Annotated in this window: 19 protein-coding genes; 8 read left to right on the top strand and 11 right to left on the bottom strand. The window is 71.1% G+C overall.

Features of this window, described 5'->3' with window-relative positions; genetic code table 11:
• Positions 1 to 56 precede the first annotated feature (56 nt).
• A complete protein-coding gene (locus tag ACZ7L5_RS39260; RefSeq protein ID WP_471523191.1) occupies positions 57 to 989 on the top strand; it encodes a class I SAM-dependent methyltransferase in 933 nt (310 codons plus the stop codon).
• A gap of 13 nt (positions 990 to 1,002) precedes the next feature.
• Here the strand turns inward: ACZ7L5_RS39260 and ACZ7L5_RS39255 are convergent, their stop codons facing one another.
• Entirely contained in the window at positions 1,003 to 1,653 is a 651-nt protein-coding gene (locus ACZ7L5_RS39255) for a TetR/AcrR family transcriptional regulator (RefSeq protein ID WP_328424254.1), read from the bottom strand.
• A gap of 72 nt (positions 1,654 to 1,725) precedes the next feature.
• Here ACZ7L5_RS39255 and ACZ7L5_RS39250 point away from each other — a divergent pair, with 72 nt between their 5' ends.
• On the top strand, positions 1,726 to 3,144 hold the full coding sequence (locus ACZ7L5_RS39250) for an FAD-dependent oxidoreductase (protein WP_471523189.1): 1,419 nt from the start codon (positions 1,726 to 1,728) through the stop codon (positions 3,142 to 3,144).
• A gap of 36 nt (positions 3,145 to 3,180) precedes the next feature.
• On the opposite strand, the gene leuE is transcribed toward ACZ7L5_RS39250, so the two are convergent.
• Complete coding sequence (leuE, locus tag ACZ7L5_RS39245) at positions 3,181 to 3,828, bottom strand: leucine efflux protein LeuE (protein ID WP_365061199.1); 648 nt, start codon at positions 3,826 to 3,828, stop codon at positions 3,181 to 3,183.
• A 66-nt stretch (positions 3,829 to 3,894) separates the two neighbouring features.
• A complete protein-coding gene (locus tag ACZ7L5_RS39240; RefSeq protein ID WP_471523187.1) occupies positions 3,895 to 5,475 on the bottom strand; it encodes an acyl-CoA mutase large subunit family protein in 1,581 nt (526 codons plus the stop codon).
• 181 nt (positions 5,476 to 5,656) lie between these two features.
• Between ACZ7L5_RS39240 and ACZ7L5_RS39235 the strand changes: the two genes are divergently transcribed.
• Positions 5,657 to 6,517: a L,D-transpeptidase family protein gene (locus ACZ7L5_RS39235; protein ID WP_471523185.1), complete on the top strand. Its 861-nt coding sequence runs from the start codon at positions 5,657 to 5,659 to the stop codon at positions 6,515 to 6,517.
• Positions 6,518 to 6,717: 200 nt separating this feature from the next.
• On the opposite strand, the gene ACZ7L5_RS39230 is transcribed toward ACZ7L5_RS39235, so the two are convergent.
• From ACZ7L5_RS39230 to ACZ7L5_RS39215, 4 genes are all read right to left on the bottom strand, one after another.
• Complete coding sequence (locus tag ACZ7L5_RS39230; protein WP_471523183.1) at positions 6,718 to 7,851, bottom strand: hypothetical protein; 1,134 nt, start codon at positions 7,849 to 7,851, stop codon at positions 6,718 to 6,720.
• Positions 7,851 to 8,513: an RNA polymerase sigma factor gene (locus ACZ7L5_RS39225; RefSeq protein ID WP_471523181.1), complete on the bottom strand. Its 663-nt coding sequence runs from the start codon at positions 8,511 to 8,513 to the stop codon at positions 7,851 to 7,853. Before ACZ7L5_RS39225 ends, ACZ7L5_RS39230 begins: the two co-directional genes overlap by 1 nt.
• A 395-nt stretch (positions 8,514 to 8,908) precedes the next feature.
• A complete protein-coding gene (locus ACZ7L5_RS39220; protein WP_471523178.1) occupies positions 8,909 to 9,736 on the bottom strand; it encodes a hypothetical protein in 828 nt (275 codons plus the stop codon).
• A 278-nt stretch (positions 9,737 to 10,014) separates the two neighbouring features.
• Positions 10,015 to 10,632, bottom strand: coding sequence for an RNA polymerase sigma factor (locus ACZ7L5_RS39215; protein WP_362385090.1), 618 nt, complete (start codon positions 10,630 to 10,632; stop codon positions 10,015 to 10,017).
• Between the two features lie 252 nt (positions 10,633 to 10,884).
• Between ACZ7L5_RS39215 and ACZ7L5_RS39210 the strand changes: the two genes are divergently transcribed.
• Positions 10,885 to 11,769: a septum formation family protein gene (locus ACZ7L5_RS39210; RefSeq protein ID WP_471523176.1), complete on the top strand. Its 885-nt coding sequence runs from the start codon at positions 10,885 to 10,887 to the stop codon at positions 11,767 to 11,769.
• Between the two features lie 71 nt (positions 11,770 to 11,840).
• Here the strand turns inward: ACZ7L5_RS39210 and ACZ7L5_RS39205 are convergent, their stop codons facing one another.
• Positions 11,841 to 12,224 (bottom strand): hypothetical protein, encoded by a 384-nt coding sequence (locus ACZ7L5_RS39205; protein WP_328879751.1) that lies wholly within the window; start codon positions 12,222 to 12,224, stop codon positions 11,841 to 11,843.
• Positions 12,225 to 12,354: 130 nt separating this feature from the next.
• On the opposite strand from ACZ7L5_RS39205, the gene ACZ7L5_RS39200 reads away from it, so the two are divergent.
• The gene (locus ACZ7L5_RS39200) at positions 12,355 to 12,852 is read left to right on the top strand and encodes a DUF1877 family protein (RefSeq protein WP_471523174.1); all 498 of its coding nucleotides are present in this window, start codon (positions 12,355 to 12,357) and stop codon (positions 12,850 to 12,852) included.
• 122 nt (positions 12,853 to 12,974) lie between these two features.
• Here the strand turns inward: ACZ7L5_RS39200 and ACZ7L5_RS39195 are convergent, their stop codons facing one another.
• From ACZ7L5_RS39195 to ACZ7L5_RS39185, 3 genes are all read right to left on the bottom strand, one after another.
• On the bottom strand, positions 12,975 to 13,589 hold the full coding sequence (locus tag ACZ7L5_RS39195) for a hypothetical protein (protein WP_471523172.1): 615 nt from the start codon (positions 13,587 to 13,589) through the stop codon (positions 12,975 to 12,977).
• Positions 13,590 to 13,706: 117 nt separating this feature from the next.
• Complete coding sequence (locus ACZ7L5_RS39190; protein WP_365061210.1) at positions 13,707 to 14,210, bottom strand: hypothetical protein; 504 nt, start codon at positions 14,208 to 14,210, stop codon at positions 13,707 to 13,709.
• A 90-nt stretch (positions 14,211 to 14,300) separates the two neighbouring features.
• On the bottom strand, positions 14,301 to 15,911 hold the full coding sequence (locus tag ACZ7L5_RS39185) for a beta-N-acetylhexosaminidase (RefSeq protein ID WP_471523297.1): 1,611 nt from the start codon (positions 15,909 to 15,911) through the stop codon (positions 14,301 to 14,303).
• 226 nt (positions 15,912 to 16,137) lie between these two features.
• On the opposite strand from ACZ7L5_RS39185, the gene ACZ7L5_RS39180 reads away from it, so the two are divergent.
• The 3 genes from ACZ7L5_RS39180 to ACZ7L5_RS39170 all read left to right on the top strand — a co-directional run bounded on the left by ACZ7L5_RS39180 (position 16,138) and on the right by ACZ7L5_RS39170 (position 17,798).
• A complete protein-coding gene (locus ACZ7L5_RS39180; RefSeq protein ID WP_467481506.1) occupies positions 16,138 to 16,677 on the top strand; it encodes a 2-oxo-4-hydroxy-4-carboxy-5-ureidoimidazoline decarboxylase in 540 nt (179 codons plus the stop codon).
• Between the two features lie 252 nt (positions 16,678 to 16,929).
• On the top strand, positions 16,930 to 17,310 hold the full coding sequence (gene sdhC, locus ACZ7L5_RS39175; RefSeq protein ID WP_328879756.1) for a succinate dehydrogenase, cytochrome b556 subunit: 381 nt from the start codon (positions 16,930 to 16,932) through the stop codon (positions 17,308 to 17,310).
• A gap of 5 nt (positions 17,311 to 17,315) precedes the next feature.
• On the top strand, positions 17,316 to 17,798 hold the full coding sequence (locus ACZ7L5_RS39170; protein WP_328879757.1) for a succinate dehydrogenase hydrophobic membrane anchor subunit: 483 nt from the start codon (positions 17,316 to 17,318) through the stop codon (positions 17,796 to 17,798).
• The last annotated feature ends 22 nt before the right edge of the window (positions 17,799 to 17,820 follow it).

Below are 17,820 nucleotides of genomic sequence, written 5' to 3'. Positions count from 1 at the left end.
GCAGACACCGGAGTACCCCGTCCGACTCGCAGGATCACAACGGAGTGCTCGCGCCTATGGCAGCCACACAGTCCACGCCCGCCGTCCGACGCCCTCGCACCCTTGACGACGTCCCCGGCTGGTTTCCCCCGCTCGACCAGGTGCTCTTCGACTGGCTCCTCGACCGGCAGCAGTCCGCGGGGATGCGCGGCGATCTGCTGGAGGTCGGGGTGTTCATGGGCAAGAGCGCGATCTTCACCGGCCAGCGCCTCCAGCCGGGTGAGCGCTACACGGTGTGCGACCTCTTCGAGGGCGACGCGCCGGACGACGCCAACAAGGCGGAGTCGGCGAAGTCGTACAGCGCGCTGACCCGGCAGGCCTTCGAAGAAAACTACCTCTCCTTCCACGACGAACTGCCGCGCGTCCTGCAAGGCCCCAGCTCGATCGTGCCCGACGAGGTCCCGACGGACTCCTGCCGGTTCGTCCACGTCGACGGCTCGCACCTGTACGAGCACGTGTACGGCGACATCGGCGCGGCTCACGACCTGCTGCTGCCGGACGGGGTGGTCGTCCTGGACGACTTCCGCTCCGAGCACACGCCGGGAGTGGCGATAGCCACCTGGGAGGCCGTGATCAACCGCGGCCTGCGCCCGATCTGTCTGAGCACCCAGAAGCTGTACGCCACCTGGGGCGACCCCGAGCCGGTCCAGGAGGAGCTGCTGGCGATGGTGCGGGCGCGCACGGACTGCCACCTCAGCGTCCAGCAGGCTGCCGGACACCGCATCATCCGCCTCAAGGCCAAGGGCATGCAGGCCCCGCCGTTCCCGGCGTCCCGGCACGCGGACAGCATCCCCGCGGAGCCCTCCGCGCCCACCGCGCCCGCCGCCGCCTCCGCCGCTCGCCCCGCGCGTCCGAAGCCGCCCCGCAGCCGCGCCCGCAAGCTCGCCGCGGATGTGCTCCCGCCGGTCGTCACCCGCGCGATCCGCAACGCCCGCCGCCGGGCGAGGTGATCCGCCGCCTCGCTCAGCCGACCCCGTACCGCGCCTCGATACCGGCGATCACCACCGCCAGCCCCTCCTCGAAGTGCCGGTCGTAGTCGGTGAAGATCTCCGCGCCCGCCTGAGCCGACAGGGGAAAGTCGGCCATCAGGCGGGCGCGCTGCTCTATGTCGTACCCCTCACGGCGTTCACCCGCGAGCGGCTCGACGCCCTGTTCCTCGGTGACGAAGCCGAGGGTGTAGAAGTACGTCGTCGAGGTCGCGCGGACCGCGTCGGCGAGGGCGAAGCCGGCGGCCGTGAACAGGCGCAGGTTGTCCTCCATCTGCTCGGCGTGCTCGATGCCGGTGAAGCGTGAGCCGCTGAAGACCTTGGCCCCGTCGCGGTAGCCGAGCAGCGCCGCGCGCAGCCCGCGGTTGGACCTCAGGAGCCGCTCCCGCCAGCCCTCGTCCGGGTCGAGGGGCGTCGCGGCGACCATCCGCCGGTACATCTCGGTCGCCATCTCGTCGAGCAGCGCCTGTTTGTCCTTGAAGTGCCAGTACAGGGCCGGCGCCTTGACGTCCAGCTCCTTGGCGATGGCCCGGAGGGTCAGGCCGTCGAGGCCGACCTCGTTCAGGAGCTTGAGGGCGGTGTCCGCGACGCGTGTGCGATCGAGGGGCGCTCGGCGTTCCGTATTCACGCTTGACAGCTTAACGCCGTTAAGGGCACGCTCGTGACCAAGGGAACTTAACAGCGTTAAGGAGATGCACTCATGACCACACATGCGGATGTACCGGACACGGATGTACTGATCGTCGGCGCGGGTCCCACCGGCCTCGCCCTCGGCATCGATCTCGCCCGACGCGGCGTGGACGCGCTCGTGGTGGAGCGGGCCGACCGGCTCTTCCCCGGCTCGCGCGGCAAGGGGATCCAGCCGCGCACGATGGAGGTCTTCGACGACCTCGGCGTGCTCGACGCGATCCGCGCGGCGGGCGGCAGCTATCCGGTCGGGATGATCTGGCAGGACGGCAAGCGGGTCGGCGAGCACCAGATGTTCGACCCGGCGGAGGTCACGGAGGACTCGCCGTACACCGAGCCGTGGATGGTCCCGCAATGGCGGACCCAGGAGATCCTCTTCGCCCGGCTGACGGAGCTCGGCGGAGAGGTCGCCTTCGGCCGGGAGCTCGTCGGGATCACACAGGACGAGGACGGCGTGACGGCCGGCTTCGCGGCGGGCGAGAGCGTCCGCGCGCGGTACGTCGTCGCCGCCGACGGCGGGCGTTCGGCCGTACGGCGGGCCCTCGGCGTCGGCATGACCGGCGAGACCGTCGACCCGAACCCGACGCTGGTGGCGGACGTCAGGATCACGGGCCTGGACCGGGACAACTGGCACATCTTCCCGCCGCGCGGGGAGGGCCAGGACTTCCTCGCGATCTGCCCGCTCGCCGGCACGGAGGACTTCCAGGTCGCGGCCCGGTTCCCCGAGGGGTCCTCGGTGGACGTCTCGGCGGACGGCGTGCGCAAGGCGGTCGCCGCGCGTTCCCACCTCGCGCCGGAAGACGTGACGGAGGTCCGCTGGGCCTCCGACTTCCGGCCGCGCGCGGCGCTGGCGGACCGGTTCCGGGACGGGCGGGTGTTCCTCGCGGGGGACGCCGCGCACATCCACTCGCCGGCCGGCGGGCAGGGCCTCAACACCAGCGTCCAGGACGCCTACAACCTGGGCTGGAAACTGGGCGCGGTGCTGCGGGACGGGGCCGACGCGGCACTCCTCGAGACCTACGAGGAGGAACGGCGTCCCATCGCCGCGGACATGCTCGGCCTGTCGACGAGCGTGCACCGCGGCCAGGTGCGCCGCGGCGAGGCGACCCGCCAGCTCGGCCTGGGGTACCGGGAGTCGTCACTGACCCGGGAGACACGGCCGGCGCCGGGCCCGGTGCGGGCGGGCGATCGCGCGCCGGACGGGACGCTGGGCGGCGTGCGGCTGTTCGACGCGTTCCGGGGACCGCACTGGACGCTGATCGCGGTGGGCGCGCCGGCACCGGAACTGCCGGAGACGGTACGGGTGGTCGGCGGGCAGGAGCAGGCGTCGTACGGAAAGGGCCTGCTCCTGGTCCGGCCGGACGGGTATGTCGGGTGGGCGGGCGAGGCGGCCGACGGCCTGTCTGCCTACCTGGCACGCGTCGGCCTCTGATCAGCCACCGACGAGTGATCAGCTGCCTACGAGTGATCAGCTGCCGGCGAGCGAGAGCTTCACGGCGAACCCGAGGAACAACGCCCCCGCCGCCGAAGTGGCCCCGGCCGACAGCCGCTTGCGCCTGCGGAACGCGGCCGCCAGCTTCGTCCCGCCGAATATCAGCGCGCTGAGGTACAGGAAGCTCGCGAGCTGCGCGAAGACGCCGAGCACGACGAACGACAGCGCGGGGTAGGCGTACGCCGGGTCGACGAACTGTACGAAGAAGGCGACGAAGAAGAGGATCGCCTTGGGGTTGAGCAGGCTGACGACGAAGGCCCGCCGGAAGGGCCGCTCCTCGGCGGCCGGGGCCGGGCTCTCCTCGACGGCCGCCGCGCGCCGGTTCCGCCACATCCCCCAGGCCGCCCGCATCATCCCGATCGCCAGCCAGGTCAGATACCCGGCCCCCGCGTACTTCACGATCCCGAACAGCACGGCGTTCGTCTGCAGCAGGGAGGCGACTCCGGCGGCGGACAGGGTCATCAACACGGTGTCCCCGCACCAGACACCGGCAGCGGCGGTGTACCCGGGGCGGACGCCCCGGCGCGCGGCGACGGACAGCACGTACAGCGAGTTGGGACCGGGCAGCAGGACGATCAGGATCAGGCCCGCGAGGTAGGTGGGGAGGTCGATGACACCGAACATGGAAAGGAGTGTGGCACGGGGGTACGACAATCCGATCCCGGATTTCAGCGGGCGAGACGGCGCGGATCAGAAGGCGTCGCTGGGGACGTACGTCCCCCAGACCTCCCGCAGCGCGTTGCACACCTCCCCCACTGTCGCCCGGGCCCGGAGCGCGTCCTTCATCGGGTACAGGACGTTGTCCTCCCCCGCGGCGGCCTTCCTCAGCGCGGCCAGGGCCGAGTCCACCGCGCCCCGGTCGCGAACGGCGCGCAGCTTCGCGAGGCGCTCCGCCTGCCGGGCCTCGATCGCGGGGTCGACGCGGAGCGGCTCGTACGGCTCCTCCTCGTCGAGCTGGAAGCGGTTGACACCGACGACGACCCGCTCGGCGGCGTCCGTCTCCTGGGCGATCCGGTAGGCGCTGCGCTCGATCTCGCCCTTCTGGAAGCCGTCCTCGATGGCCGCCACCGCGCCGCCGAGGTCCTCGACGCGCTGCATCAGCTCCACCGCGGCCGCCTCGACGTCGTCGGTCATCCGCTCAATGGCGTACGAGCCCGCGAAGGGGTCCACGGTCGCCGTCACGTCCGTCTCGTACGCCAGCACCTGCTGGGTGCGCAGCGCGAGGCGGGCGCTCTTGTCCGTGGGCAGCGCGATCGCCTCGTCGAAGGAGTTGGTGTGCAGGGACTGGGTGCCGCCGAGGACGGCCGCGAGGCCCTGGACCGCCACGCGCACCAGGTTCACCTCCGGCTGCTGGGCCGTCAGCTGGACGCCCGCCGTCTGCGTGTGAAAGCGCAGCATCAGGGACTTGGGGTTCTCCGCGCCGAACTCGTCCCGCATCACCCGGGCCCAGATCCTGCGCGCCGCACGGAACTTGGCGACCTCCTCCAGGATCGTCGTACGGGCCACGAAGAAGAAGGACAGACGGGGCGCGAAGTCGTCCACGTCCATGCCCGCCGCCACCGCCGTGCGGACGTACTCGATGCCGTCCGCGAGCGTGAAGGCGATCTCCTGCGCGGGGGACGCGCCCGCCTCGGCCATGTGGTAGCCGGAGATCGAGATCGTGTTCCAGCGCGGGATCTCGGCCTGGCAGTACCGGAAGATGTCGGCGATCAGCCGGAGCGAGGGCTTCGGCGGGAAGATGTACGTCCCGCGGGCGATGTACTCCTTCAGCACGTCGTTCTGGATGGTGCCGGTGAGGCGGTCCGCCGGGACCCCCTGCTCCTCCGCCACCAGCTGGTAGAGCAGAAGCAGCAGCGCCGCCGGCGCGTTGATCGTCATCGACGTCGAGACCTTGTCCAGCGGGATCCCGTCGAACAGCACCCGCATGTCGTCGACCGAGTCGATGGCCACGCCCACCTTGCCGACCTCGCCGTGCGCGATCGGCGCGTCGGAGTCGTGGCCCATCTGGGTGGGCAGGTCGAAGGCGACCGACAGGCCGGTCGTGCCGTGGGCGATCAGCTGCCGGTAGCGGGCGTTGGACTCCGTCGCCGTGCCGAAGCCGGCGTACTGACGCATCGTCCAGGGGCGGCCGGTGTACATCGTGGGGTACACGCCGCGGGTGAAGGGGTACGAGCCCGGCTCACCCAGCTTCTCGGCCGGGTCCCAGCCGCTCAGCGCGTCCGGCCCGTACACCGGCTCGATGGGCATTTTGGACTCAGACTCTCGCGCCATGGTGTGGCCTCCGAGCTCGCCGTGGCTGTAGCCCGCCACCGCGGACGGTGGACGGTGTCCTTCACCTCTGTGTCCAACCATGCCGCGTAGTTCGCAACCGGTCACGTGCGGGGAACATCTCAGGTGACACCAGGGTGGTCGGGCGGTCGGGGGTGGCCGCGGTGAGACGACGGGGGCCGGGATGCGTAACAGGGGTATGGGGCGGACACGGGGCACGGGCACGGGACGAGGGACCGCCGTGCTGGCCTGCGGTGCCGCGCTGACCGTGCTGTGCGGCTGCACCGTGCAGGCCTCCGGCGAGGAGGATCGGCGTTCGCCCGTGCGCATAGAGCTCCCGAGCGGCACACCGTCCCCGAAGTCGGCGCCTCCCGACGACAAGCCGAGCACGAAACCCACGCCCGCGGCACCGGCCGCCGTGCTGTGGAAGCGGGGCGACGAGGGCCGTGACATCCGGGAGCTCCAGGCCCGTCTGCGTCAGATCGCCTGGCTCTTCGACGGGCCGACCGGGGCGTACGACGATCTGACGGAGCAGGCGGTCAGGGGCTTCCAGGGCAAGCGGGGGCTGCCGAGAACGGGGAAGACCGACGAGGTCACCTGGGAGCGGCTGCTGAGGATGACCCGGGAGCCCGGCAAGTGGGACCTGTACCTGATGGGCGGCCAGCCGGCCGACGCGCCGGACGCGCGGTGCCTGACCGGCCGGGTGCTGTGCATCAGCAAGTCGAGCCGGACCCTGCGCTGGATGATCGACGGGCGGTCGGTCCTGACGGTGCCGGTGCGGTTCGGGTCGCAGTACACACCGACCCGGGAAGGTGTGTTCAGCGTCTACTGGAAGTCACGGCACCATGTGTCGACGCTCTATGACTCACCGATGCCGTACGCGATGTTCTTCAGCGGGGGCCAGGCGGTGCACTACTCGTCCGACTTCGCTGCCACGGGCTATGCCGGTGCCTCGCACGGCTGTGTCAACGTCCGGGACGAGCGGGCGATCGCGGAGATGTTCGCGCAGGTGAGGACCGGCGACAAGGTCGTCGTCCACTGGTGAGGCGCGGGAGACGGGTGTGGGGCGCGGGCGGGACCGGGGGAACGTGTCCCGCCCGCGCCGATGCACGAACCGTAGGTACGGGGGGAACCCCGGCTCTGTGCGACGGCCGATGACCAGTCGGCTCACTTTCATCAGCGCCATGGCGGCCGAAAGTGTCACTCCAGCGGCGAAGAATATTCAACCAATCACAAAACTGCAGGTCAGCGACTTGTTGCGGAGGTGAGGGCACGGCCCGGCAGAAGGGCCGCCGCCCGCGCCACCACAGTGGACGTGGCCGCTACGGCGCCTTGCGTGCGGTGGCCGTCACGGCCGCCGTCACGGTCACGGCGCTCACCGTGGTGGTCACGGTCACGGTCGTCGTCGTGCCGGCCGCCCCAGCCGTCACCACGCGAATCGGCACGGTCGCCCTCGTCGTCGTCGCTGTCCCGGTCCCTGTCCCGTTCCCGTTCCCGGTCCCGGTCGCGGTCCCTGTCCTTGCCGCTGCCCGACTTGCCCCAGGTGCCGTCACCGACGGCGTTGAGGACACCCCTGCAGTACTTCCGCACGCGCTCGGAGCCACCCGCCGCGTTCTCCAGGGCACGCCGGCGGTCGTTCGACAGTTCCTTGCCGTCGCGCATGTCGCGGCAGTACGCCGTGACGACCTTCCACCAGCCGCGCGCGGCCTTGTCACGGTCGGGGGCGGATCCGCGGTCCGGGGCGGGGCCGCCGGGTTCGGCGCCCTCGGTGGTGCCCGGGTCGGTGGGGGCCCGCGAGTCGTCGTCGGGCTCGGGTCCGCCCCGCACACCGCCCTCCGGCGAGGGCGAGAAGAGCGGGCGTTCCGGCGGTGCCGGTGCCGAGACCGTGGCGGCCGGGCGGCCCCCTTCGTCTCCGACGAACGGCGATGTCAGGACTCCGGTTCCGGCCGCGACCGCGACCCCGCCGACCATGCCGACGGCCAGCGCGGCGGCGAGACCGAGCCGCACGGGGCGGGCCCAGCGAGGTCGGCGGGGGCGGCGGACACCGTTGTCGGAGCCACCGATACGGACCAGCCCGACGTCGACGAGCCCGGCGTCGGGGGCGTCGGAAACCTCGGAGGCACCGGATGCGGAGCCGTGGCCGACGGTCGCGGACTCGGTGACCCGGCCCGCGCGCGCCGCGCGGAACGCGGCCAGCGCTGCGGCCTCTCCAGGGAGTTCCGCGCTGCTCAGCGGGGGTTCGGCGGTCAGCGCCTCAAGCGTCTTGGCGAGGCGTTCGGCCTGGTCGCGGTCGGCCTGGTCGACAGCTTCGAGTGACTCTCCGCGCAGCAAACGCTCCGCCGTTTCGCGGTCCAGCCACCTGTACTGCTCGTCGGCCATCACACATCCTTCTGCGTACGCGCACGCATATGCGTCACACTCGCAGACGTCACCGCACGGGCGCGGGTTCCTCGCTGGGGAGGCAGGGCGTCGAGCACCCCGGCCGATTCCGGATCGTCGCCGAGCAGCTCGGCGAGCCGCTTCAGACCCCGGTGCGCGGCGGTTCGTACGGCACCCGGACGCTTGCCCAGCGTCTGAGCGGCCGTCTTGGCGTCGAGCCCCACGACCACGCGCAGGACGACGGCCTCGGCCTGGTCCTGCGGCAGCCGGGCGATGAGGGAGAGGGTGCCGTCGGTGGCCAGGGCCTCCATGGCCTCGCCCGCCGTGTCGGACTCGGCGGCCTTCCCGGTCAGCTCCGTCTCGTCGCCGCCGATCGCGGGGCGGCGGCCGCGCATGCGTATGTGGTCCAGCGCGCGGTTACGGGCTATCCGGGCGGCCCAGCCACGGAAGCGGTCCGCGTCTCCGCTGAAGCGCTCCAGGTCACGAGCTATCTGCAGCCACGCCTCCGACGCGACGTCCTCGGCGTCCGGGTCGCCGACCAGCGTCCGTACGTACCCGAGCAGCCGCGGGTGCACAGCGCGGTACACAGTCCGGAACGCGCTCTCGTCCCCGTCCTGTGCCGCAAGCACCGCGGCGGTCAGCTCCGCGTCGTCCCCCAGCACTGCGCCCCTTTTGCGCCTAAGCCGGTGCCGCTGTCGCGGACCGGTTCTCGCCGTCGTGGTTCCTCAGTTGATGGTTGCGGTTGTGGAACCGCAGGTGGTTGCGGTGGTCATACACCTTCCGCGTCCGGCGCGAAAGGCACGTTACGGCCTGAAAGCTCTGCTCGTCCATGTCCGTACAACGTGCAACTACCCCGGAATCCGCGATGTGTCCGCCCGGGTGTGACAGAAAACGCAGTCATGACGCTGTAGAAGGTACGGGCCGCCGCGCGGCCCGTACCGCGCGACGGCCGGGGCCTCTCCTGTGGGGGGTGGCGGCCCCGGTCGTCTCGCGCCCTCGCGTCTCAGCCGCGGGAGATGGCTCGCTGAAAGGTCCCTGAAAGGTCCGGCGGGCGGACTCAGTCCTTTGGCTCGGCCTTCTCGGACTTCTCGGCCTTCTCGGCCTTCTCGGCGCTCTTGCCGCCCTCGCCCTTGTCACTCGAAGCCGGGTCCTGGTCTTGCCCCGGGCCGGTGGTGCCGCCCCCGTCGGCCTTGTTCTTGGGCCCGCTCGTCGGCCCGGTCGTCGGCCCGTTCGTCGGCCGGCTCTTCGCCCCCGACAACTGCTCGGCGCAGTACACGGCCACCCTGTCCGCACCGCCCGCCGCCGCGATGAGCCGCTGCCAGGCCGTCGAGTCCAGGGCGTTGCCACGGTCCTCGACCTGGTCGTACGCGCGGCACTCGGCCTCGGTGTCCTGGGCGGTGGTCGGGTGGGCGGGCTTGGCGGAGGTGGCTCCGGGCGCCGCGGAGCGGTGCGCGGCGGGCGGCCCGTCGGAGGCGCCGGCCGCCGGGGTGGGCCTGGCCCTGTCCTCGCCGGGGGCCTCCGAGGAGCCGGACGAGCCGATCGCGGCGGCCGCCACGCCGCCCAGCGTGAGGCTCGCGACGAACAGGGAGAGCGTGGTCTTCACCGACAGCGCCAGCCGGCGCGGCTCGCACGGCCGCCAGTCGTCCCGGCGCCGGGTGCGTGCCCGGTGTGCCCCCGCGGCACGGGCGACGCGGAACGCGGCCACGGCACGCTGCTCGCCCTCGGTGTCCACGCGGTGCCCGCGCAGTACGGCGGCGGAGAGCAGCGCCTCCAGTTCGGCGTCGTCGAGGGCCACTGCCGGGCCGGAGCCGTGACCCCAGGCCCGGTCGTCAGGGTGCGCACGCCGACGGCCGGGTTCTCCGCCGCCGCTCTGCCGTTCACCCATGTCCGTCTTCCCGTCCCTGTCCGACTGCTGTTACAGCCGTGACGGTCGTGACCGCTGTGACTGTTGTGACCACCGTTGTGACCACCGTGAGTGTTGTGACCGCTGTGACCTACGAGCTCCTTAGAGCCTGTACGTCTGTCACGCCCCGTACGACTCACCGCGCCCGCCGCCTCGCCTCATCGAAGCGCCGCGGCGCCTGGCGCCGTACCTCATGTCGCCGTAGTACCGATGCGCGATGCGCCGCAGCGCCGCCCGTCAGCCGCCGGCACCCGCACTGTTCATTTCGATTCCCCCAGCGTCCGAGGGCCGTCATCCGTCACACCTGCGACACCCAGCTGCTCGGCCAGGCGCTTCAGCCCCCGGTAGGCGGCCGTCCGGACCGCGCCCGGGCGTTTGCCGAGGACGCGTGCGGCGGCGGGGGCGTCGAGGCCGACGACGACCCGGAGCAGTACGGCCTCGGCCTGGTCCTTCGGCAGCCCGCGGACCAGTCGCAGGGCATGCTCGGTGGAGATCGACTCCAGGGCCTGGTCGTGCGTGTTCTGCGGACCGGGCAGGTCCAGTACGTCGTGCTCCAGCGCCGACGACCGGGGCCGTACCTTCTGCCGGCGCAGATGATCCAGCGCCCGGTGCCGGCCGATGGTCGCGGTCCAGCCCCGGAACCCGGCGCCGTCGCCCCTGAACCGGCCGAGGTCCCGGGCGATCTCCAGCCAGGCGTCGGACGCCACGTCCTCAGCGTCGTCCCCGACCAGGCCGCGCAGGTACCCGAGCAGTCCCGGCTGCACCAACCGGTACGCGACCGCGAAGGCGGCCTCGTCACCTTCCTGAGCCCGCGCGACGGCCGCGCTCAACTCCCCGTCGTGCGCGTGTCCGCGGCGGGGTTCCCCTCCCTGGCCCAAGAACTGTCCTCGTCCGTACCGGTTCGCGGCGGATTCGCACCCCGCGGTGCGGCCACCCTTGCCCACGCCCCTCCACGGTCAACAGCGCCCGGCCTCACAGAAGTGTCACAGGGGCCGTCCACATGACTGGTCGCTACAACCATTGCCGCGCATCGGAGGTCAGAGTCGCCGCGACCTGCGCACAGCCCCGTCACAGGGATGGCATACGATGCGCGCGATCCACATAAAGTTCACATAAAGGGATGTAACGTCATGTCAGTTCGCAGTCCATTTCGCTCCCTTCGCGGCATATCCTCCGTCGTCGCCCTGCTCGCGATCGGCGCGGTGGGGTGCTCGGACGTCTCGGACGCCGTCGACAGCGCCAAGGACGGCGCGAAGAAGGTGGCCCGCCAGAGATCGGTGTACTCGCTGAACGTCGGGGACTGCTACAACCCGAACAACAAGGGCGGAGGCACGGAGATCCTCGTCGAGATCGTGCCCTGCGCCGAGGCGCACACGGGTCAGGTCGTCGGCGATTTCAAGATCGACGAAGGCTCGAAGTACCCCGGCGACGACACGATCGCCGCCATCGCCGACGAGCGATGCCCGGCCGAGGCCGGGAAGTTCGCCCCGGACACCTGGGCGCTCCCCAAGGGCGTCGCCCTCATGCACTACACCCCGACCAAGGAGAGCTGGGCGACCGGCGACCGCGCCGTGAGCTGCAGCTACACCAAGGAGTCGGGCACCTTCACCGGTGCGCTGAGCGCGAAGTCCCTCAAGCCCGAGCAGACCGCGTACCTGAACGGTTCGAACGGCGTATACGACGCGTTCTGGGCCAACCAGTCCGAGAAGGACTCCGCCGAGGCGGACTTCGCCGGGTACAAAGCGCAGGCCAAGGCCGTGGCGGCCGCTCTCGACTCGCATGTGAAGGGCATGAAGGACATCGACGGCGCGGAGGTCGGCAAGTTGCGCGCCGACCTGACCAAGACGGCCGAGCAGTGGAGGAAGGCCGCGAGCGCCGCCGACACGGACACGTTCTACATCGCCTACAGCTCGGCCTTCGCCGGCATCGACCCGAAGAAGACGGTCGCCGCCCGCAAGGAACTGGGCCTGGCCACCACCGTCCCGGCCGACGAGGCGGAGGTCTGGGCGAGCTGACGCCCCCTCGGGCCCGGCCGGGGCGCAGCCCGTTCACGGAGCCCCGGCCGGGCCACCGAACACTCCCTCGCCTACAGCTGTACGGCGTCCCGGCACAGCAACCGCAGCGACCCGTCGCCGGCGAAGCACCGCCGCGCCTCGTCGATCGGGTCCCACAGCCGCCCATCGGGCGTACGGATCCAGTGGTCGCCGCCCGTCGCCCACCACTCGGCTCCGGTCTGACGGGCGATCACCTCACCGGCGTACGCGCCGAGACCGCGCAGCGTGTTCTCCACGGCGGGATACGGCGTCCGCTCCCGGCGCAGCTCCTCGATCATCCGGTCGACCCGCCACAGGCTCTGCGCCGAGTAGTCGAGTCGCAGCCGCGCCCCCTCGCGCATCGTCGCCACCGCGTCCGCCGCCCACCGCACCGGCCTGGTAGCGGCTGCGGGCCTGGTTTCCTGCTGAGTCGTCACACCCTGGAAAGCGTGCCTGAACTGGGATTCGTCACCCGGATCCGGCGACTTCCCCGGACCGGTGCAGGACCGCCCCAGCTCGCTCCCACGACAGTCACACGACTCCCCCAGGAACGAGGTTTACCCGGGAGTGACGCTTCGCAGCTCCCGTGCGCTTCAGTCACTGATGAGCCTGTACTTCCATCTCCGAGCGGTGCCGCCTCCGGCACTGCGCAACAGCGCGACCTGGTTCCAGCGCCTGTTCGAGGACGACTGGGACACCGTGCGCCGACGGCTCGACCGGCACCTCGACGAGATGCTGGACCAGCGGTACGCCGACCAGCATGCCCTCTACGCGGGGCAGGTCCAGGACGGGCCGCAGGCCGAGGTGGTTTTGGGCGGCCGGCCGGTGACCCACCCGGTGCCGGAACACCCGCCGTTCCTGATCCTCACCGCGGCACAGGTCACCCGCGTGGCCGACTACCTCGCATCGACCGGCTTCGAGACACTGTGGCGCGCCCTACCTGCCACAGCCCCTCCCGAACCGGAAGTGCACTCCATCCTCGCGGCGGCCCACCGCGACCTGACGGCCTTCTACACCCGAACCGCAAAGTACGGCGACGCGGTGGTGAAGTGCCTCCTGCGATGAACGCAAGAGTCCTGCAACGCCCCCAAGGGACGCGGGGAACTGCGCGACAAGCCCCCACGCACCCACACCCGCCCGACAACCCCCCGCGGCACCCCCTCAGGCGCCCGGCACCACCCGCGGAGCTATCCGCGGAGCGTCCGCGCACGCCGGGAGACCACCGCCCGCAGCACCCGCCGCCCCTCCGTCGACACCTCCAGCGCCCGGCGCAACCCGTTCGCGCCATGCCCGGCCAGGATCTCCAGGACGCTGATCTGGCGGCGCAGTTCCGCGGCGACGAGCGGAGACATGCCCTGCGTACGGCCCTCGGCCGTGGTCCTTTCCGCGCGGGCCGAGCTGAGCGCCTCGGGAAGGGCGCCGGCCGAGGACGCGTCGTCCTCCGCGGGGTCGAGGAGCCGGTGGATCTGCAGTGAGGCGACGGAGCAGGCGTCGGCCCAGATGCGTGCCTCGGCGGCGGACCGTACGGCCGGGGCCGCGGCCAGCATCCGCCGGGCCAGCAGGGCGGCCTCGTCCTCGACGTCCGCGTCGTCCATGACGTCGGCGACGCCCAGCTTCCCGCGTACCTGCTCCAGCAGTTCACCCCACGCGGCGGAGTCCCCGCCGTCCGCGAGGTTCGCCCACAGCGGCCGCAGCACCTCGTCGTCACCGCCGAGCAGCGGAACGCACCGATCCAAACAAGCCAACCCGCTGGCGGCCAGTCCGCGTTCGTCGGCCTGAGCGATCAATTCCACCAGGCTCATCCACGCCTCCCTAAGCGGGTCATTCCTGAGGGTCGGGGTCCCCGCACAGAACCCTGGCGGGCACCGTCCTTTACGGAGCCCGCACTTCCCCTTACTGCGCGCAACGGCCCGGGAGTGTCACAGCGGCACGACGCCGAGCCGGTCGAGCAACCGGAAGAAGAGGTTTTCGGCCATTGGGTCCGCATCAGCGGTGAGTACGTCGACGACGGACTCGGCGTTCACCTCGTGCCCGGCCTCGGCGGCCCAGGCGACGGCCCGCTCGGCGGCGTCCGGGGGTTCGAGGAAGTAGTCCTCCAGCGTGAGCCCCTCGCTTCCGGCGCCGAGGTACCCGGCCATCGCGCCCCGCGCCAGACAGGTCGTCCACGCCCCGCTCTCCGGCGCCGCCGCCTCCACCACCACGCAGTCGCTGTCCATGACGTAGCCGAAGAGCGCGGGTGCCCCGGTCTCCAGGGCAAGGGCGTTCATGCTCCCGACGTCGGCGCCGCCGCTCGGGTACTCCCACACCTGCCACCCGCCGGGCGCCTGGGCCCGCAGGGTCATCCCCTCGGCGCCCGCCAGCGCGTCCAGCTCCGCCAGCGGCCGCTCGCCGCGGCCCACGACGAAGTACCCCCAGTACCCCATTTTCGGCTCCCCCTGGCTGTTCGGTACGGCTCGGGCCGAATACACCACAGTCGCACGGGGGTTCGCAGCCGTATCGGCCAAATCCGCGGCTCAGTCCAGCCGGTCGGCGAGCGCCCTGAACTCCGTCCAGGACAGTTCCGGCGCACTCGCGTCCCACAGCTTCTGCACCGTCGCCCGCAGCGGCATCCGGATTCCGGCCGCTACCTGGGCCTGCGTCTGCGAGTTCGCCAGATCGCACCACACGGCGAAGGACCCGCCGAGGATCTGGTCGTCGTACTTGGCCGGCACGGCCGTCGTGCCGCGCAGGACCCGCGGTGTCCACTGCTCGTAGATCCGCTGCCCCGTCGGATAGACGAAGGTCTGCGGCTCCCCGAGCACGTAGTAGAGGAACTCGTCGTTGTAGTTGATGACCTTCCGGCCCGTGCTCAGGTACTCGACCGGCGCCCGGGCGCCGATCTCCTTGCCCGTCCAGTACGCCACCTGGATGTCCTTGTCCGGTTGCACCGAGGTGTCCCGGAAGAAGCCGTCGTTCCACGCCCGCGGCGTGCGGTCGTCGGCGCGGACGGTGGCGGCGCGGCCGTTGAGCCACCCCGTGGCGAGGTCGGCGACGGTGGCGCCGGAGCCGTAGGCCTTGCGGGCGGCGGCGGCGAGCTGCGGGTAGGACGCCTCGGGGTTCGAGACGACCAGCGCCTGGTACTCGTCGCCGCCGAGGTGCCACTGGTTGCCGGGGAAGAGGCCGGCGTACTCGTCGAGCAGGTCGTCGACGATCTCGGCGGACTCGGGCTTGGAGATGTCGATGGCGCCCCGGGTCGCCACGCCGTTGACATTGCGCAGCTGAAGATCGGGGTGCGCGGCGATGACCGCGCCCAGATGCCCCGGCGAGTCGATCTCGGGCACGATCTGGATGTGCCGGCTCTGGGCCAGCTTGACGATCTTCTGGACCTGGGCCTTGGTCAGGTGCTGCTGGGACACGATCTCGGGATGCGACGTGGACTCGATGCGGAAACCCTGGTCGTCGGAGAAGTGCAGCCCCAGCTGGTTGTACTTCAGGTCGCCGAGCTCCCGCACCCGGTCCTCGATCCAGTCCGCGGTGAAGAACTTGCGGGCCATGTCGAGCATGAACCCGCGCACCGGCTTGGCGGGCTCGTCCCGTACGACGCCCTCCGGCGCCGTACCCCCGTCGTGGACCTCCTGCTTGAGCGTCCGGGTCCCGTAGAAGACCCCCGCCTCACCGGGCCCGCTGATGGTCACCCGCCCGCCGCGCACGGTCATGGCGTACGACTCAGGGTCCGCGCCCTCGTCGTCGTTCAGGGCCAGCCGCACGTCCCCGGCCTGCACGTCGTCCTTCTCGCCGGCGTACTTCAGTCCCAGCTCACCGGCGATGAGCCGGCCCTCGTCGGCCAGGTCCGCGTCGCTCACGACGACCCGCTCACCCTGCGCGGGACGCCAGCCGGGTCCACGTGCGGCGGTGTGGGAGGTCACGGACGGGATGGTGCTGGGAGCCTTCGAAAGCGGATACGACCGGGTCGGCGTAGGAGTCGGAGCCGCCCCTCTCGGGGTGGACGACGAGTCGGCCTCACCGGTGCCCGGCCCCGACCGCCGCTCCTCCGACCGGGCCGACGATCCGTCGTCGCCGGTGGCCAGGAGTCCGATGCCCACCCCGGCCCCGACCGTCACGAGGACCACCGCGACGATCAGCACCCACGTCTGCTTCAGCGCCCTCCTGGCCGGTGCCCGGCGCCTGTGCTTGTGCTGGCTCACATCGCCAACCTAGGCCCTTTGGGCTCGGCCCGCCGTCCGACGGGCCGTCCAGCGAGCGTTCCGAAACTCTCCCGTTCGACTGAAATTCGGGCATCCGTCGGACACCTCACGTCCACACTCGGTAACGTGGCGCCACTCCTCCCCCAAAATCTCCTGTCGAAACCACGTGACGCCCACACACCTTCCTGGCCGAGTCGCCATACCGTCGCTGCCCGAGCAGACCCGCACTCCACCGTCCGCGGACGCGCTGGTGGCGTTCAACGCTGCCCCCGCCGACGAGGTCCGGCACACCCTCCTGACCTGCCTGCACAGCCCCCGTTGGGCCGACCGCCTCGCCGACCACCGCCCGTACCCCGACGTCGACTCCCTGCTGGCCGCGTCCGATGAGGCGGCCTACGACCTGGCTCCGGGCGATCTGGCGGAGGCCCTGGCAGGAGAAACGTTGCCGGTGCTGCCGGAGGGTGTGTACGGAGCGGCCCATACGGCACTCAGCGCCGCGCATGCCGCATATGAGGCGAAATTCGGCCACGCGTTCGTGATCTGCGTGGACAACCTGCCGCCGAACGAGGCCCTGGACCAGGTCCTGGCAGGAATCCGGTCACGTTTGGCGAACGATCCGGAGGAGGAGCGGGTCGTCGCGGCAGAGGAACTGCGCCGCCTGGCGAAGGGGCGGCTGCTGCATTCCCTCAGGGGCGCGGGGCTGTAGTCGACGTGCCGCCAGGGCCGCGCGGGCGCGCGACCAGCGCCAACGGCCCCCACTCGGCCGATAACCGAATGTTCCATCCCATTGGCCGCCAATACCCCATCCGCGTGCCACTTTGATCACATACCCAGCCCCCCGCTCAGCCGCGCGGCGCCACGTGGATACGATGCTGAGGGCCGGTGGACCGTACCCGGCCGGGCCCGACCGACAGCACAAGCCGGCGCGGCCCCAATCCCCGCTCCCGGAGGAACTTCCGTGCCGGCTGGAACGCTGTACCGCGGCCGGGAAGGAATGTGGTCCTGGGTGGCTCATCGAGTCACCGGCGTCCTCATTTTCTTCTTCCTGTTCGTTCACGTGCTGGACACCGCTCTCGTCCGTGTCTCTCCCGAGGACTACGACAAGGTCGTAGCCACGTACAAGACCCCGATCGTCGCGCTGCTGGAGTACGGCCTCGTGGCCGCCATCCTCTTCCACGCGCTCAATGGCCTGCGCGTCATCGCCGTCGACTTCTGGTCGAAGGGCGCTCGCTACCAGAAGCAGATGCTCTGGTCCGTCGTCGGCCTGTGGGTCGTGCTGATGCTCGGGGCGATCTACCCCGTCCTCGGCCACGCCGCTCGTGAACTGTTCGGGAGCTGACGCGTATGTCCACCACTGAGAAGACCGCCACTGGTATCGGCCCGGTCGAGGGCGAGTCCCTCTACAACGTCGACAACCCGGCCCCCTACATCGAGGCCCCGCGCCAGCGCACCAAGAAGACCCCGAAGTCCACTCGGGGCAACTTCGAGATGGCGGCCTGGCTGTTCATGCGCCTGTCCGGCGTCGTGCTGGTCGTCCTGGTCATCGGCCACCTGCTGATCCAGCTCGTGCTGGACGGCGGCGTGTCCAAGATCGGCTTCGCGTTCGTCGCGGGCCGCTGGGCGTCCCCGTTCTGGCAGGTCTGGGACCTGCTGATGCTGTGGCTCGCCATGCTGCACGGCGCCAACGGCCTGCGCACGGTCATCAACGACTACGCGGAGCGCGCGAACACCCGGCTGTGGCTGAAGGGCCTGCTCTACACCGCCACGGTGTTCACCATCCTGCTGGGCACGCTGGTGATCTTCACCTTCGACCCGAACATCCGCTAGGCACGGGGCTGAGGCAACCACC

It is taken from the genome of Streptomyces sp. NPDC107528 (genome assembly GCF_055639295.1).
The sequence above is the reverse complement of the archived record's forward strand: the minus strand, read 5'-3'. Positions and strand labels throughout refer to the sequence as shown.

What these genes read in the sequence shown, in the direction of transcription:
- ACZ7L5_RS39190 (WP_365061210.1), bottom strand. Translation starts at nt 14,210, where the DNA reads ATGGGGTACTGGGGGTACTTCGTCGTGGGCCGCGGCGAGCGGCCGCTG.
- ACZ7L5_RS39250 (WP_471523189.1), top strand. Translation starts at nt 1,726, where the DNA reads ATGACCACACATGCGGATGTACCGGACACGGATGTACTGATCGTCGGC.
- leuE (WP_365061199.1), bottom strand. Translation starts at nt 3,828, where the DNA reads ATGTTCGGTGTCATCGACCTCCCCACCTACCTCGCGGGCCTGATCCTG.
- ACZ7L5_RS39230 (WP_471523183.1), bottom strand. Translation starts at nt 7,851, where the DNA reads ATGGCCGACGAGCAGTACAGGTGGCTGGACCGCGAAACGGCGGAGCGT.
- ACZ7L5_RS39170 (WP_328879757.1), top strand. Translation starts at nt 17,316, where the DNA reads ATGTCCACCACTGAGAAGACCGCCACTGGTATCGGCCCGGTCGAGGGC.
- ACZ7L5_RS39195 (WP_471523172.1), bottom strand. Translation starts at nt 13,589, where the DNA reads ATGAGCCTGGTGGAATTGATCGCTCAGGCCGACGAACGCGGACTGGCC.
- ACZ7L5_RS39220 (WP_471523178.1), bottom strand. Translation starts at nt 9,736, where the DNA reads ATGGGTGAACGGCAGAGCGGCGGCGGAGAACCCGGCCGTCGGCGTGCG.
- ACZ7L5_RS39260 (WP_471523191.1), top strand. Translation starts at nt 57, where the DNA reads ATGGCAGCCACACAGTCCACGCCCGCCGTCCGACGCCCTCGCACCCTT.
- ACZ7L5_RS39210 (WP_471523176.1), top strand. Translation starts at nt 10,885, where the DNA reads ATGTCAGTTCGCAGTCCATTTCGCTCCCTTCGCGGCATATCCTCCGTC.
- ACZ7L5_RS39240 (WP_471523187.1), bottom strand. Translation starts at nt 5,475, where the DNA reads ATGGCGCGAGAGTCTGAGTCCAAAATGCCCATCGAGCCGGTGTACGGG.
- ACZ7L5_RS39235 (WP_471523185.1), top strand. Translation starts at nt 5,657, where the DNA reads ATGCGTAACAGGGGTATGGGGCGGACACGGGGCACGGGCACGGGACGA.